The organism is Nostoc sp. ChiQUE02, from assembly GCF_034531305.2.
GTDB lineage: Bacteria > Cyanobacteriota > Cyanobacteriia > Cyanobacteriales > Nostocaceae > Nostoc.
The window spans coordinates 1-16596 of sequence record NZ_JAVRBN020000053.1 but is presented as its reverse complement, the minus strand read 5'-3'; the positions used below and the strand labels follow the sequence as shown (position 1 = coordinate 16596).

The window sequence follows — 16596 nt, the reverse complement described above, 5'->3', positions numbered from 1 at the left end:
GAAATATCAGGGATTTATGTTGATTAACACCCCTGCGATCCAAAAACCGCTTGGAGCAAAATTTCCACCACTATCGCCACCGTTACCTTTAGGTCATCATTTGCCACCTTTAGGACAAAACTTTGAATTAATTGATTTTTGGCTTTCTTTATTACAAAATTCATTTATTGATGACAATGGGACTGTACTAAGTTGGTCAAAGTTTGATAATCTAGTTAATAGAAATGATGTTGTCACCACTAGTAATAACGATAATATAAACAATTGTGTAAGTATTGACTCAAATACTCCACCTCAAGTAGTAGATGCATCTGTTATTTACGAAAGTATCGTTTTACCAAAGGTTTTAGGGCTACCAAAACCCATAACCTATAAATCTGATTTACTCGGCTCAAAGCTGGTGACTGAAATTGTATCAGAAGCCGGAGATATTACCGAAAATATACAGACTAAAAGTATTGAATCAACCGCAGTAACACCATTCAATCCCTCTCTTCCAAAAACTCCACCTACTGTTCAAATTCAGGAAATTCCAAATCCCGAAACAGGTTTGTTGCCTAAGTCTGTAGCCAAACAACCAACAGAAAATATAAAAACACCAGTTCAGAATGTCTCTAAATGGGAGGAAACTGACTTATCATTTGTCAACAATCCACAATCTCCATCATTTGTATCACCACGAAACGAAGAAAGCACGGAACTTCTTGATAATCTTTTCACAGCGATCGCAGAATCACAAACAAAGATAGATACAGATGCGAATACCCTTCAAACGCGTTCCGAAATAGTTAATGAACCAACGCCATCAATTTTACCAAAATCGACAAATACCTACGAACCCTTAAACGAAGTAGAGAATTTCACTGACTCAATCACTGAACCCTCAAAAACGGTAGATATTGATGCGATCGTCGTTCAATCTGATGAATTAGTAATAGAACCATCAAACTTGTTGAAATCCGATTTTACGTCAACTAGTCGTAGCGATCGCATATCTGAAGCGAGAGTCCGATCGCCTGAATCCCCCATTAAATCCTCTCAGTCCCCAGCCGCCGCTAATCCCCATTCTTTATCTCCAGAAGGCACTCTGAGTTCTCCATTCGCTGATTCAATCGAAAAAAATGAGTCTACTGCCCACACTGAAAGAACCAACAATCTAAATTTGGATATTTCTTTAGCCAATTTGGAAGAAAGTGAAAATCCCTCAGCGCATTCAGAAGCCGGACTCACTGCCGTTCAACCACAAACAGAGGTAAAAACAACTCTATTTAGCGTACAGCCAGTTATATCAAGTGATGGCGACGAACCCAAGCATTCCAGTTTTGTCTCCGTTTCTTTGGATATTACATCCGCCCCGCCCCCACTGGAATCAGAACCATTGGTTACTGAACCCTTGCAGCGTTCGCAGCCTCTATCTGATACTATCGCCTTTAGGGAAGATGTTGCACAATCAATAGCGATCGCACCACAATTAGAAACCGAAGCAACTTTAGCAACTTCTACACAACTCAGTTTTACATCTGATATTGTAAAAACCCAGTCTGAAGTAGAAGCAAAACTATCTACTCAACCACAAGTAGAAGTTCCCTTTGATCGTACTACTTTCAGTCCGGCAGAAATTTCATCTAAAATTCCGGATACACAGTCAATTCCATCTGAACCACAAAGGCTGTACAAACCGCAAATACCGTTAAATCCTGCATCACAAGCGAGTACTTTCAGTTCTACTGATATTGAGTCAGTAGCAGTTAAATCTCAAATTGAGACAGAAGCGATTCCGATTACTCCAGAACAACTAGAATTAGTATCTGAAGAAAAAACTCCTACTTCAACAGATGTAGAGTTAGTTAAACTTAAACCTCAATCCAATAATCTGCCTACACTACCATCCCAAGACACAGACTTGATTGTAAATAGTTCTATTACAATTGAATCACAATTGCAAATAGAAGAAACGCCAAGCACTTTTGAACAAATAGCATCTACAGCAGAGCAAAGCACTTTGACGCGAAGTGATGCTGAAAATACTGTTAGTAACTCAATTCTAATTAAAGAAAAACTAAATTTAAAACTTCCTATCTCCACGCAGCTAGTACCAAATCAAGAAATAACAGGATCTATCTTGCTCCCAAATACAATCATAGATAATACAAAGTCGATAGCAAAAGAAGGTACTACTGCACATCCTCAGAAGCTAGAAAAATTTCAGGATAAAGCTGCAATTATCGCATCTCCTTGGCAAAATTTAAATCCCTACTATATCCAATTCTTAAGCCAATCCTTACCGCTGGTTAATTACTCTGATTTTCAATTATCGGAACTTGTAGCTGAATTTTTCAATACATTCCTTCCAACTGAAGAAATCACAAGATTATCTGAGAATCAGATAAAAAACCAACTAACAAGTAACACTGAAAACATACCTGAATTTTCAGATAATCTGGAAAACCTCTCCCCTACAAAAGAAGATGCTTTGAATTTTTCTCCTTCCCTACTAAAGAAGAGAGCTAGAGGGCTAGATGTTGGATTGGTTTTTTCATCTGACGTGAAAAATCAGGAAAATATACTTGACGTATCTACTAATAATAGCACCGAATTATCTAGTCCAGATACTAATAAGAACGATACAAATCTACCACTTCTTCTATCATTGTGGTTAACTAAGACGGTGCATTCCCTCAACCGTAGCAGCTTATCTTCTTTTGTAGCTTTAAATGCTTCTATTGAAGGTGAACCAAGTAAAACACATATATCAAACGATAAATCTTCATCAGAAATTATGCATATAGACAATCAAAATATTTCTGAAGAATGGCAGAGTATTGCTGAATTATTTAATCACACGTCTAGGGATTCAGTGGAAAATATGCCATTACCTATTTTATCAAATACAAATCAGTCAATTCAACTTTTAAACAATTGGAATTTATTGACATTAGCTAATTTCAGCGATGGAAATAATCAGGAATCGACTAATACATTTACACATGAAAAACTTGACGATCTTCAACTGACATTAAACCCGGAACAAAGGTCTAATGACACGCCATATATTTGGTCAAATATTACCGAATTATTAGGAGAAAATATTCCTTCGCCCGGAGTAAATAGCAGTCGGACTAATGAAGAGGAATTTGCCATACTCTCTGCGAGTGATAGCACGACAACTCAAACTTCCTTGATACAACTCTCTAATCCTTCTTTATCTGTTTCACAAGATCAGACAATAAACTTAGAGAGAGCAGAAGTTAAGACTTCTAATTATTTAATAAGTGAAGACGAAATGGAAATGCTTATTTACCAAGTTTACATTACTTTGTGTCACAGGTTAGAACTAAATCATAAAACACAACTATATCCAGGTATGAGTATCCATAATTCATGGAACCAGAACTTTTGGAAGGCATATCCGCGATATTCAACCAGAAACTGGACAACAACAGAAGTACGTAGCATCTCTGACGACAGTAAAACAGTTGGAAATTATAATGATGTTTTCTTGTTAAATACTAAAATATCGATACTTGCCCAAGAGGTTTATGCACTTATTAAACACCGTTTAGATTTAAAAAAAATGAGAGATGGTAATGAGTCTTTATATAGATTTATGCTTTGAATTATTATTGCTTTTAGTTATTTTAACTTTTCGGATGTAATTATGAATCTTACAAAAGCCGCCCTGATATCACAAGATGGAGTTAGCAACATTGAATTTATGTTCAATCCTGCCCAGCTATCATTTGATGGAGTAGTTGAAACCTCTGAAAATGCTGGAGCACGTACTCAAGATAAAGGCAAGCCAAAGGTAAGCTTTTCTAATATTAAGGCTTATAAAATTACTATAAGTAATATTATGTTTGATACTTATGAGAATGGTACAGATGTTGTTAAAAAGTATATTGATAGTTTCAAACAGACGGTTGAATTTGCTCCCGGAAAACAACGTACTCCTATTTATCAATTTATCTGGGGAAATCAGATATATTTGCGTCGCTGTTTTGTCGAAAAACTCAGCTATAAGCTAACTATGTTCCTTCCTGATGGAACACCAGTCCGTGCTGTAATTGATAGTTTGAGTTTGAAAGAAGCAGATGAGCCGAAACCTAATGAAGCAGTTGCTGCACGTAATCCCAGCCCAAATGAACGTCGAAATCAAAAATCTTTATTTAAAAGCTCATAATAATAGAATTCAGAATATGGTTGGCATCTTTCATGAAAGTTATTACTATTGAACAGTGATTTTTTTAGTATTTTTATTGATATTTTATGACTAATTATCGTGCCCTACCAAAATTAAATTTTAACGGTCAACCTGCTCCTGAAACCTTGATGACTGATATCATCCAAGTTTGTGTTGAAGAAAGCCTATCCTCACCTGGAAGCTTTAGTATAGTAATTAAAAATGATTACTATCCAGGACGCGACCAAGATACAACTTGGCGGTACAAAGATTTATGCCAAATTGGTACACAAGTAACAATTGGCTTTACTTCTAGTACAACACAATCGCAGGATTTTAATCAGGAAAATCCCAACCAAATTTTTCAAGGAGAAATTACCGCGATTGAAACAGGTTTCAATAATAAGTCTCAAGCACCCATAATAATTCGTGGCTTTGATAAATTGCATTTGTTATTTCGAGGATGTTATAGCTGCTCTTTTCAAAACATGACCGATAGCGATATTGTCAAAAAAATTGCAGAAGAAGTTGGTGTAACTCTAGGAATTGTAGATGATTCTCGAATTGTTCATGAATACATTTTTCAATCAAATCAGACAAATATAGAGTTTTTACATTATCGTGCGGCGCTTATTGGTTTTGAACTATTTATTCAAGACGGGAAACTCTACTTTCGTAAACCCAAGCCTGATAATGAAGAATTAACTCTTCAATGGTTGAAGGATTTGCATAGCTTTCGGGTAAGTATTGATAGTGCAGCACAGGTAAAAGAAGTTGAAGGGGGATATTGGAACTATAAAGAGAAAAAGAGAGAGATGTGTAAAGCTGAGGTAGCAAGGATACCTACCGCAACAGACTACGGACTTGGTTGCAATATAAACGATAAGTTAAAACCGAAAGTGACACCAAAAAAGGTTTTAGCCAATATACCTTTCAACAGTTTAGCAGCATGTGATGAAGCCCTTAAATCACTGTGTAATGAGCTAGGGGGAAAGTTTGTTGAAGCTTATGGTAAATGCGAGGGTAATACCAAGATTCGACCAGGACGCATTGTTAAATTAGAAGGTATGGGGCAGCACACCGGTAAATACTACATTACCGAGACGCGCCATATTTTTGGAGATGGCGTCTATAGCACGGAGTTTGGAGTTCGCGGTTCGCGGGGTCTAAACGCGCTTACTTCCTCGATGTCCCACATGCAATTGCAACCCGGACAAACATTCTTAGTTGGTATTGTCACTGATAACGAAGATCCTAATGGGTTGGGTCGGGTAAAAGTAAAATTTCCCACTCTAACTGAAGAACATACCAGTAACTGGGCAAGGCTAGTTGCACCTGGTGGTGGTTCTGGTCGAGGTATTTATTGGATGCCAGAGGTCAACGATGAAGTCCTTGTTGGCTTTGAACACGGGGACATTCATCGTCCTTATATTATTGGTGGAGTATGGAATGGAAAAGATCCCACTCCAAGAACTGTTAAAGACACCGTTGCGGATAGTGGCGTTCGCGTGCGTGGCTCCCAAACCCGTTATGGGCACAAAGAATGGTTTGTTGATGAAGACAAAGGCTCGGAAAAGCGAGGGTACTATGTCCAGACGGGGACTGGTTCGGGGCATTGGCTGCGGTATAACGACACTGAGCAATATATCGAAATCGAAACTATTGGGCATCACAAAATTCGCTTGGATGACAAAGGGAAATTTGTGGAAATTAAGACTAGTGGTGGTCAGTCATTTCGACTAGATGATACTACTTCAAGTACAAGTATAAATTCCAGTGGGAATCTCAATATTAACGCGCAAGGCAATATTGATATTAAAGCTAGCGGCACCATCAGTATTAACGGTGCCATGATTAAACTTAACTAAGTAACATTATGAGTAGACCAGCAGCAAGAATTTCTGATGGGGTAGCACATCCCTTACCACCCGTCTTAACTGGGGGACCAGGTAGCTCTAATGTACTTATCGGCGGTTTACCAGCATGGCGGGGAGTACCTGTAGCTGCATCAAACCAAGCTCGTGGGACTGCTATCAACGCATCTAATGCTAGTAGTACTATAAGCAGTCTCATTAAGAGCAGTGCAGGCGGAGCAGATATTCATCAATGCGTTACACCTGAACCGCCACATGGCCCTGGTGTAGTCATTAACGGTAGTAGCACAGTATTGATTAATGGACTACCTGCGTGTCGCATGGGAGATACGATTATTGAAGCATTTGGTCCGCCGAATAATATTGTGAGCGGCTGTTCAACTGTGGTAATTGGTGGATAAGGCACAGAATCGGATTACGTAGTGAAACCTCAATTGAAATAAATTATATAAATATGCCGCAAGCAACTGACTACATTGGCGCAGGAATTGCTTTCCCCATACTGGTAAACGTGCAGGGAGGAATCCAACTTAGTGCAGCAGAGCCAAATATTGAGGAATCTATCGTTATTATTCTCCGAACGAGTTTGGGCGAACGAGTTTATCGACCGAATTTTGGTTCGCGCTTGTCGGAGTTGGTTTTTGAACCGCTTAACACCCAAACTTTGTTGCTGATTCGCCTGTACGTGGAAGAAGCTTTGGAGATGTGGGAACCGCGCATTATTTTAAAAGATGTGCGTGCTGACGCCGACCCTGTGCGGGGCAAAGTGAATATTATTATTCAATATCAACCGAAAAATAGTCCTGATACCCGTAGCTTAGTCTATCCATTTTATTTATCGCCACGTTATTGATATTACCATGAACCTATCCTACTGTTCTAAAAATCCTTACTTATTTCTATAAAATGTGCTTGAAAAGCTTAATTTTCCGTTTTCAGTTCTCAAGAAGCTTAAGCTTTGTAGCAAAAATATTATTAGTGGGATAGGTTCCATATTACCTATAAATTCATGCTCCTAACAATGCCACTGCTACAGCAGCATTAGTGTCAGCATTGCCTCCTTCATGAATAATTTGTAGAATTCCATCTTCATAAGATTGTGCGTGTTGAAGTGCCCAAAACCCAGCCCCTATTGTCTTAAGAGTGTACTCAGTTCCACTTTCTTTGCCTGGATTTAAACCTTCGTCTAAATCCAGTGCTTCTAGAGATAAAGTTGCAGATTTTTCAAAGTACTTTTGGATAAAAGGATGGTATTCTTGTAGTGCGATCGCAGCAGCAAACCACTCATTGAGCAATTTCCGAGCTACTAATAGACGTTTCAGCAACTATGTGGCTTACCATCTGGTAAGATTGTCTTGCATAAGTTGGCATTTTCCAGCTTAATTCCCGCTAAAGATGCTCCCTTCAAATTTGCCTCTGTGAGATTTGCCCCAGTTAAGTTTACCTGACTCAGATTGACATTGCTCAGGTCAGCACGACTCAGGTCTGCTTGACTCAAGTTTGCTCCTGCTAAGTTACTACCACTGAGGTTGGCATCCTTGAGGTTAATACCACTTAAGTCGGCATTCTTCAAGTCCGCTCCACTTAGGTTAACGCCGCTTAAGTTACCTCCACGCAGATTTGACCCACTAATTTTGGTATGCTGGAGATCGGCATTGCTTAAGTTAATACCTCTGAAATTGGCGTTAGTCGCAACCACGCCACTCAAAGAGACTCCATCCAAATTACTGCCTTCTAACTTTGTGTTAGTTAGATTGGTGTCTTTAAAATCTACTCCTGTGAGGTTAGCACCGGTTAGATTTGCTCCTGTCAAGTTAGTATTGTTTAAACTAGTATTGAATAAATTTGCCCGTCGGAGGTCAGCATTACTCAGATTGATTCCTAGCAAGTCTGCATTTTTTAAGTTAGCAGCCGTGAGTTTGCTATCACTCAGATTATTGTTAGCTAAGATGGTATTACTGAGATTTGCCTGACGTAAGTCTGAACCTTCTAGTTGGGCATTCCGCAAATCTGCACTATTTAAGTTTGCTTGATGCAAGTTAGCATTGGCTAGTTTAGTATCCCGCAAGTCTGCAATAAATAGGTCGGCTCGATCCAAGTTGGCACGACTCAAATTAGAAGCACGAAGATTGGTTCCACTCAAGAAAGCACCTTTGAGGTTTGCTCCCTCTAAGTTAACATTGCTAAGGTTGGCGCTACTCAAGTTTGCATCAGTCAAATCTGCTCCCTGTAAATCTCGCACCGAAAGTGGTTTATTAACGATTTCCCATACTTGAAGCCACTTTTTACCAAGAATGGTTTTGTCATCAATTTGGCTATTTCTTAAATCTGCCCCTCCTAACTTTGCATCAGTCAAATCAGCACCGCGCAAGTTTGCCCCAGTTAAGGAAGCACCTGTGAGGTTAGCATTTCTCAAATATGCTCCCTGTAAGTTTACTCCACGCAGATTAGCATAGCTCAAGTTTGCACTTCGGAGATTAGCATCCTGTAAGTAAATATTTTGTAGATTTGCTCTACGCAGATTGCAGTTTGGACACTCTCTAGTTTCCTGCAATCGTCTTACAGATGACGAATCTTGAGCTAAAAGGGGAACTTCTACCACGATTACCAATAGCAGTGCATATACTAACAACGATTTATTTACTACTGGTTTGAGATTAGTAATTATATCAAGCATAAAATTTCTGAATTAACTAAATTATGGCGATAGGCAAAAACTCAAATCTGTTATAACTCAATTGCAATGTATCTAAAGTAAAATACAAATTATTGATGTTGACGTGCGATCGCACTAGGCACAAACCAACTTAATCTTTTATCTCTAGAATATTATATGTTTCCATTTTTACCCTTCATGAAAGTATTCTTACTAAGAAAGCAGGAAACGGTTTGCGAAATAGCGATCGCACTTACAACGCAAATGGATATCCCGCAGCAAGACTCCGGTGTAGCTAGAAGAAGCAAAGTTATTAGTTATTTTTTCGGAATATACTAGAAAAATCATGATTAATGTATTTTATTAAACTACTTACAGTAATAGTACTAAATGATAAATGACTCCATAAAAGGCTTACTGTAACACATAGGAATAACAATAGCCTTATTACTTACAATGCCAATTAAAACTACTGGTTATTTATCTCAATTATATGAGTGAAGATATGGAAATTACTGAATAAGCTGCTTTTGAAATTGATTTTGAGATTAAGTGCATATATTTAAGTATAATCACCCTTTTCTGACGCAGGGAAAAAAATTACCATTTAAGCGCCATAGGCTAAACTTTGGTAAATCAATTACAAATACAAGCAAGGCAAAATTTCATGAAGCGTATCTATGGATACTTGGGCGTTGGCTTCAGTGTATCAATTATCCTTTTACAATCGCCTGTCTTTGCTAGAAATGATAGTAAAAATGTATTAAACGATATTTTCACAGCAGATTATTCTGAAAACACATCAAATAATACTGCTTCAGTTAACCTGGGATTGTTGATGGCAGAGAATGCATCACAACCAGAGTTTAATTACCAAGACATTGATTTTTGGTCAAATCAGTGTCATGTACTGGAAAACGCCCAAAAATATGATGAAGCACTAGCAGCTTGCGAAAAAGCAATCGCACTCAAACCCAAGGGTAAGAATATTGATTTATGGATATCTCGTAGCAATGTGCTGATGCAACAGCAAAGGTATGCAGAAGCAGTTGCTTCTTACGATCGAGTTCTGAAAACAGAACCAAAGAACTCTTTTGCCTTGACACAGCGATGTGAGGCTTTATCTATGTTAGGCAACAACTCTGATGCGATTGCTTATTGTGAAGAAGCCTTGCAAGTTGATGGCAGTTGGGGAACAATTACTCCTGCCACAGCCTGGTTCAACAGAGGTGTTGTCTTAAGAAAGTTGACACGCCCTGAAGAAGCACTCACATCTTTTGAACGTGCTGTGAATCTGAATTCCAATTATTCAGTGGCATTGGCCGAACAATGTGGCACGCTAATTGATTTGCAACGGTATGAAGAGGCTACTCAAGCTTGCGACTTGGCAATTAAAGCTAATGAAAATTGGGGAAAAGGCAAAGAGGCAATTGCTTGGAATAACAAAGCACTGGCACTGTTCAATTTAGGCAAGATGTCCGAGGCAGTTGCAGCCTATGAACACGCTTTAGCCATCAATCCCAATGATATAACTAGCTGGGATAACCAAGGAATGCTGCTGCACAAGATGGGACAGTATGAAAAAGCCCTTGTTTCTTACAACAGAGCAACAGAAATTAATCCTAAATATTCTCTGGCGTTCGCCCATCGTTGCGAAACGCTAAACCGCTTGCAGAGATATGAAGAATCACTATCAGACTGCGATCGCGCTGTTGCTCTTGGTGAAAACTTGGGGAATGAAACTTTAGCTTACCTTTGGCATCAACGCACCAATGCTTTGTTGGGGTTGCAAAAGTACGAAACAGCACTTGATGCAGCCGAACGTGCGATCGCTCTGAAACTAAACTACGCAGAGGCTTGGAGTAATAAAGGTGTAATTTTGTGGAATTTGAAAAAATATGAAGATGCTCTAACTGCAACAAAAAGAGCAGTTGATATCAATCCTAAATATGTTCAAGGTTGGTATAACTATGGCAGAATTTTAAGTTCTTTACAAGATTATGAACAGGCAATTGTTGCTTATGATCAAGCTTTAAATGCAAATATGGAATCAGTGGATAATTTGATTATTGCTAGTATTTTAGCAAATAAAGGAGCATCCCTTTGGCGCATCAGAAAATATCAATTGGCGCTTAATTCTACTAATGAGGCAATTAAAATTAATCCCGAATCATTTGAGGGTTGGTATAACAAAGGTGTAATTTTACTGGATTTAGCTAGATACGATGAAGCATTATTAGCTTATTATAAAGCTAATGATATTAACGATCGTAATGCTTCTGTGTGGACTGGCATAGGCATGGCATTAGCAAAAAGTGGTAAACCTCAAGCAGCCTTAAAAGCTTTTGAATCAGCGTTAAATATTAATCCAAACTACACAGTGGCGCAGAGGGCGAGAGATGTACTCTTAAGCAAATTATAAATTTTAACTGGATGTTAAATACTAAAGTATTGCAAAAAATATTTACTCTTGTTATAAAAATATGAATAATCAGAATCTGCTACAAACGGAATTTAATTTTATCCTTCCCAAAGGCTTGATAGATTCTTCTGGAAAAATGCATCGTCAAGGAGCAATGCGGCTGACAACTGCTAAGGATGAAATTTGCGTACAGAAAGACAATCGCGTCCAAAAAGAACCAGTATATGAAGTCTTGGTGTTGCTGTCACTTGTAATTACTCATTTAGGTGAACTATCATCAGTTACTCCAGAAATATTAGAAAACCTTTTTAGCCGCGATCTTGCTTATTTACGCGAATTTTACAATCGAATTAATCAGCAAGGTAATGCAGATATACCTGTACAGTGTCCCAGATGCAGTAATAATTTTAGTGTGGAGTTATCTTTAGCGGGGGAGTAGTCGGCTACCCCTCAGAGCAAATGCATGAGGAGGTAGCCTGTATAGCTTATTACTTCCATTGGTCGCTGACCGATATTCTCGATTTAGAGCATCAGAGTCGTCGGCGTTGGGTGACAGAGATTAGCAAAATTAAGCAGTAAGAATTATGAAAAGTTACGAACTATATTGAGTCATCAGTGACAGGTTGAGGAAATTGCGCTTTTGTCAAGAGGTATCGGGAAAAAGAGATAAATCTATCTTGTGTACTGCCTTTGAGACAGTTTTGACTATTTTTAGATGTAGTAAATGTAGTGTTCATGTTCTTCACCTCACAATCCTGTCTGCTACTTAAATAATGGTTTCTATTTGCACTTATAAAGAGAGGGAATATACTGAATTTATCCGGCAGAGAAATTAGAACAGTAAGCAGGAGATAATGACAGGTATGGTTTATCAGCGAGTGCAAAAAGCCGCAGCTTGGAATCCCCAACATGATACGCAAATCAAGAAGCAGCATCCGAAAACTCAACCCAAATCTGCTTCGTCATCAGGACTTTCAGCACAAGAGAGGATAGATTCTTTACCAGATGTCCCAGCCAATTGGATGTCTCTTGACCCGGTGATGAGGAGAATCCAGGCTAAAGCTGCTGCGATGCAACTGGCTTCATCACAAAAGTCTGACGATTCGTCAGCAGTTAATACCGATGCTGTACAAATGAAATGCTCTCAGTGCGAAGAAAAAGAAAAGGTGCAGCTTCATGCAGATGGGGAAACACAACTCTCTGCTGATGGTTCACACGAGCAAGTGCAACTTCACGCAAATGGGCAAACTCCTTCAAAATCGATTCAGCAGGTAGCAGCACAAGGATTTAGCGGTTCTGCTACGAGATTACCCCACCTGAATAAAATTCAGCAGTCTTTTGGGATTAATTTATCCCACGTACAAGCATATATTGGTGGAAGAGCGGCGGCAGCTTGTAACCAAATGGGGGCAGCAGCTTATGCTAGTGGCAATCAGATTGCGTTTAAGGAAGCGCCCAGTGTGGAGTTGGCAGCGCATGAAGCAGCCCATGTGGTGCAGCAGCAGTCAGGAAAGGTGCAGTTATCTGGTGGTGTTGGTCAAGTAGGCGATAAATATGAGCAGCACGCTGATGAGGTGGCTGCTAGGGTAGGGGCAGGTCAATCGGCTGGGGATTTACTAGCTGAGTATAGTAAAGAACATTCATCAGCAGTAACTTTAACTGATACACAGATGAAAGCCTCTGATGATGCATTTCAGAAAGAGGCTCTTTACGCACAGGCAGGTGTTTTTGATCGTGGCCCTCTACCACCCCGTAAAACACCACCCAATCAAGACAAGTGTAGGCAAATTCTGCACGATATCATAGTGTATTTAATTGCCGGAATACTGGAAAGAGTTGTTAGTGCAGATATTGGTAAAGAAGTAACCAGGGGTTTGCCAGAACGTTACCGCCAACTAAGGAGAGACAAAGAGACACTTTACAAAAATTATACAAGTAATCCCAAACCTGGAGTAGGTTCTTGGAACGGGCATATAAAAACGTATGAAGATCAGAGGAGAGATTTGAATAAGCTTCTTGATGATTGGAAACGCAGTGGATGTGGCGACTTAGACAAAATTCGTAATGTTACCAAAGAGCAAATAAACCAAATTCTTGAAGAAGCTAAGTATTGGGCAAATAAACCAGCCCCAGATAAGCCAGATAATACTGATATCTTTGAGTTACCAGAAATCAATCTGCCGGAGTTTGAATTTAACTTTGACTGGATTGTACCAATATTTAGGATTCTATGGGGAAATGAGCAAACAGCTTAATAACCCTCTTTTGTCAGAGTGGGAAAACCCAATCGCTGAAAGCCTTTCGGAGCTTTGCTTTTCACCTTTGGGCTAGAAATTTTAATTAATATTAGAGAATAAAGCCTCAAACCTTTGTTGAATCAAAGTTCCAGAGTCTGGCTACGATTATTGTTTTCCAAGAGTGACAAAACAGGGATAATTTAAATTTATTGTAAGCAATTAGCGAAAAATGGAAAATCAAAAATGGATAACATCTGAAGCTTTATGGAGAGACTGGAAACCACGCCTCTGGATTCCAGCTTTATCTTTACCTACCTTACCGTGGACAAGACCTTTTCTGGCAATGATGGGATTGCCCAGAGATGTTGTTAAACAGCCGGAGGTTTGGGAGCCAATTTATACTCAAGCTTTGAAAGAGTACAACGCACTTATGGAACCCTTCTGGAAAGTAGGAGGGGATGAGTATACTCTGGCAGAAATGGAAGTAACACACACAGTTCTCACTAAAGCTTTCCGGCAACTGGCAAGCCAACTAGGAAAGAGTACGGCTATCGATTTGGAACGTTGGGTGCGTCGGCATTTTCTGAATCACGAGATTCAGAGAGCAATGCGTTGTTGGACGTTCGTTCTAGGGAATGCGTGCCTACCTGCTGATAGTGAGTCCGAGCAAATTCTTTTACCTACCTTATTACTTCCACTATTACCTGAGATTATAGAGCTAATTTATTACGGCATCAACGGAAGTGAGTACGTGTTGAAGCATATGATGCCCTCTTCCACGACAAAGGAACTGGAACAAAATGGAGATGAATTTGTTTGGACTAGTGAGATAGCATTAGTCCATCAAGTTATTAAGCAAGAATTGACCATTAGAGCTTTGAAAATAATTGCTGAAAAACTCAATGAGCAGGAACGTGCGGAAATGTTGGATTGGGCTTTATCTCAAGCTAAAGCTATAAGCGTTACTTCACCAGAATATTTAAGTGGAGATAAGTATTTACAAGTTGAGCCACCCTATTTTGATTTTCCATCAATTCTTGACTTTCCTTTTTCAGATGAAGAATAAATTTTTATGGAATTTTAATTAATCTGGGGAGATTCAAAAAGTATGGCATGGCTTAAAGCATTATCATTGCCTACTCTCGAATGGGCAATTCCGTTTCTGCCTTTAATGGGTTTGCCAGATTTGTTATTAAAAGACCCAAAAATTTTAAGAACAATCTATACTCAAGCAATAACAGAGTTTAATACTCAGCGTCAAAATAGAGATTGGGCACTTGCAATAAAAGGGGATCGTGGCGAATTAATGCGGGAAGTTATTACCAATGCTCTTCAAAATTTGGCTATACAGATGGGACGAAAGGTAGCTGTTGATTTGGAGCGTTGGGTGCTATTTCACTTCTTCTGTAACGAAGCTGAATCAGCTATGTTTCAGTGGGGTATAGCGCTTCGTTATGCTTATCTCCCTAAAGATTCCCGTAGAGGACAGAGAAAAATATCTCCGCCTGTGGCTTTGATGCCATTGTTGCCAGAAATTTGGGATTTAGTGAATTTGGAGCGCACAGAAGAAATCAGAAACAATTTAATGCGTGTTGCACCAGCACCAGATTACGAACAAAGCCCATACGAGTACATGGAAAAATGTTATGAGGCAACAATGCTTTCTTCAGCACTCGACCAAGCTCTAACATTAAAAGCTTTACAAACTATTGCTTCAAGGCTCGATTATACCCAACGACAAGAAGTTGTCAAATGGGCGCAAACTCAAATCCAGGCGATGGATAGTAAACATGGATATATAAGAAGTCAAAAGTTATGTGGGGACAAATATTTGCAAGTTGAACCACCCGGTTATGATTTTCCCTCAGTGCTTGATTTTCCTACTCAAAAATGAATGCCCCTTAGTGGAGCTTTTAATAAGAGGGTTTTTGCTATCAAAACCAACTGGTATTTGCACTTTCTTGAAATTATCGCATCTTGCCAAATTGCTTAATATATTCCACTAACTCCTTGGTATAACCACCCTCAGAAATTCGCCCCAGATTCCCCACCAGGATAAACAGTTCTCGCGCTCTAATCACAGCCACATTCAGTAAATTAGGTCGCCGATTAATTGACTTGAAAAATCAAGGGTTAGCTAGGTTTGTGGTCGCAAATAAAAAAGTGGATGTGGTGGCAAAGCTAATAGCAATTCAACAGCACACCAAGCTATCAGACAGGCTGGATTAGGAAATCCCTCACCACCAGTGTTTGCTCCTTGTTGGGAAATCAACCCCTTTGAAGCCCGTCGCTACACTGGGAAAATAGCACAAGGAGCTGACACTACTATAGAACCCATTTGGGATCTATCCATTTGCCAGTCGCTTGAGCATGAGTCTAATGAAGCAAAGATTGAGCTTCGCGGTGGCATGGGAGAGGGTTCTCTCAAAGTTTTTGACCAAACTTTTACAGCGTTCCACCCAAGCATTTGACCGCTCAATCACCCACCGGGTAGCTACAGGTACAAATCCAGTTTTCCCAAGGGCTGCAATTTCTGCTTTGGTTGGCTTGGGTGCAAGTTGAAACCGGATCTTGGTCATGATTTGAGGGTAGAGCTTTTGTAGTTCGAGTGTGAGTTTGTCTGGGTGATAACCGTGGTCAAGCAGGATAGTAATCTTCGGGATATTCACGGGTTTGGCTCGCAAGTAATCCAGATTATTACTCAGTAGTTCAATCCTAGAGCGGTAAAACTTGCTAGAGGTAGGTTGGAAGCATAGTAAACTCGTTTGATATTTTCTAAGACGCATACGTAATTAAGCCTTTAGTCTCACCTCTCCAGTTAGTTTTGCCGTTCTAGGTTCAATCAAGCCCTGGTCATCGCTGACATTCGCTTTAGTACAGTGGGTAAAAAATGGTAAGCCGAGCGTATCAACGGCGAGATGTCGTTTGATGCCATTAGTGCATTTGTAATGACAGAACCCTTTGGACATAACGCTGGCATTGCATGTATTCTTCACTGCTTGCGAGTCAATGATCAGTAGGGTTGTCCATTTAGTTTTTTTTTCACGTCGGAGCGCACTTTCCCATGTAAGGCATCACCGTGGTCGGGTAGCAGGACTATATCGCTATAATCCCGCCCCCTCAGAACCGGACTTGCGCCTTGCAACGCATCCGGCTCAAGCAAGTCATAAACTACAAATTGTTCCAGAATGTATTTGCTGATGGCAGTACAGATGTACGAGTTGTAG

General features: G+C 39.6%; 16 protein-coding genes. 11 read left to right on the top strand and 5 right to left on the bottom strand.

Annotated elements, in window-relative coordinates; genetic code table 11:
* Window positions 1-16: 16 nt before the first annotated feature.
* The 5 genes from RM347_RS30840 to RM347_RS30820 all read left to right on the top strand — a co-directional run bounded on the left by RM347_RS30840 (window position 17) and on the right by RM347_RS30820 (window position 6907).
* Entirely contained in the window at window positions 17-3616 is a 3600-nt protein-coding gene (locus RM347_RS30840) for a hypothetical protein (RefSeq protein ID WP_322718932.1), read from the top strand.
* Window positions 3617-3658: 42 nt separating this feature from the next.
* Window positions 3659-4180, top strand: a complete 522-nt coding sequence (locus tag RM347_RS30835) for a hypothetical protein (protein ID WP_322718933.1) — start codon at window positions 3659-3661, stop codon at window positions 4178-4180.
* A gap of 86 nt (window positions 4181-4266) precedes the next feature.
* Entirely contained in the window at window positions 4267-6048 is a 1782-nt protein-coding gene (locus RM347_RS30830) for a VgrG-related protein (protein ID WP_322718934.1), read from the top strand.
* An 8-nt stretch (window positions 6049-6056) separates the two neighbouring features.
* Window positions 6057-6455 (top strand): PAAR domain-containing protein, encoded by a 399-nt coding sequence (locus tag RM347_RS30825; RefSeq protein ID WP_322718935.1) that lies wholly within the window; start codon window positions 6057-6059, stop codon window positions 6453-6455.
* A 53-nt stretch (window positions 6456-6508) separates the two neighbouring features.
* A complete protein-coding gene (locus RM347_RS30820; protein ID WP_292779584.1) occupies window positions 6509-6907 on the top strand; it encodes a GPW/gp25 family protein in 399 nt (132 codons plus the stop codon).
* 154 nt (window positions 6908-7061) lie between these two features.
* Here RM347_RS30820 and RM347_RS30815 read toward each other — a convergent pair whose 3' ends face one another.
* Together RM347_RS30815 and RM347_RS30810 are read right to left on the bottom strand one after the other, a co-directional pair.
* The gene (locus tag RM347_RS30815) at window positions 7062-7379 is read right to left on the bottom strand and encodes an ADP-ribosylglycohydrolase family protein (RefSeq protein ID WP_322718936.1); all 318 of its coding nucleotides are present in this window, start codon (window positions 7377-7379) and stop codon (window positions 7062-7064) included.
* Complete coding sequence (locus RM347_RS30810; protein WP_322718937.1) at window positions 7373-8731, bottom strand: pentapeptide repeat-containing protein; 1359 nt, start codon at window positions 8729-8731, stop codon at window positions 7373-7375. Before RM347_RS30810 ends, RM347_RS30815 begins: the two co-directional genes overlap by 7 nt.
* A gap of 646 nt (window positions 8732-9377) precedes the next feature.
* Between RM347_RS30810 and RM347_RS30805 the strand changes: the two genes are divergently transcribed.
* The 6 genes from RM347_RS30805 to RM347_RS30780 all read left to right on the top strand — a co-directional run bounded on the left by RM347_RS30805 (window position 9378) and on the right by RM347_RS30780 (window position 15263).
* Window positions 9378-11132: a tetratricopeptide repeat protein gene (locus RM347_RS30805; protein WP_322718938.1), complete on the top strand. Its 1755-nt coding sequence runs from the start codon at window positions 9378-9380 to the stop codon at window positions 11130-11132.
* Between the two features lie 61 nt (window positions 11133-11193).
* Window positions 11194-11571: a phage tail assembly protein gene (locus tag RM347_RS30800; protein ID WP_322718939.1), complete on the top strand. Its 378-nt coding sequence runs from the start codon at window positions 11194-11196 to the stop codon at window positions 11569-11571.
* Window positions 11553-11711 carry a DUF6760 family protein gene (locus tag RM347_RS30795; protein WP_322718946.1) on the top strand — a complete coding sequence of 53 codons (159 nt, stop codon included), beginning with the start codon at window positions 11553-11555 and terminating at the stop codon, window positions 11709-11711. The genes RM347_RS30800 and RM347_RS30795 overlap by 19 nt, the downstream gene beginning before the upstream one ends.
* A 275-nt stretch (window positions 11712-11986) precedes the next feature.
* Window positions 11987-13387, top strand: a complete 1401-nt coding sequence (locus RM347_RS30790) for a DUF4157 domain-containing protein (RefSeq protein WP_322718940.1) — start codon at window positions 11987-11989, stop codon at window positions 13385-13387.
* 211 nt (window positions 13388-13598) lie between these two features.
* On the top strand, window positions 13599-14435 hold the full coding sequence (locus RM347_RS30785) for a hypothetical protein (RefSeq protein ID WP_322718941.1): 837 nt from the start codon (window positions 13599-13601) through the stop codon (window positions 14433-14435).
* Window positions 14436-14477: 42 nt separating this feature from the next.
* Window positions 14478-15263 (top strand): hypothetical protein, encoded by a 786-nt coding sequence (locus RM347_RS30780; protein ID WP_322718942.1) that lies wholly within the window; start codon window positions 14478-14480, stop codon window positions 15261-15263.
* Between the two features lie 451 nt (window positions 15264-15714).
* On the opposite strand, the gene RM347_RS30775 is transcribed toward RM347_RS30780, so the two are convergent.
* The 3 genes from RM347_RS30775 to RM347_RS30765 all read right to left on the bottom strand — a co-directional run.
* On the bottom strand, window positions 15715-16155 hold the full coding sequence (locus tag RM347_RS30775; protein WP_322718943.1) for a transposase: 441 nt from the start codon (window positions 16153-16155) through the stop codon (window positions 15715-15717).
* A 6-nt stretch (window positions 16156-16161) separates the two neighbouring features.
* Window positions 16162-16338 carry a hypothetical protein gene (locus tag RM347_RS30770; protein ID WP_416211904.1) on the bottom strand — a complete coding sequence of 59 codons (177 nt, stop codon included), beginning with the start codon at window positions 16336-16338 and terminating at the stop codon, window positions 16162-16164.
* Window positions 16339-16382: 44 nt separating this feature from the next.
* Window positions 16383-16596: hypothetical protein (locus RM347_RS30765; RefSeq protein WP_428850640.1), on the bottom strand; the 214-nt coding region annotated here is incomplete at its 5' end.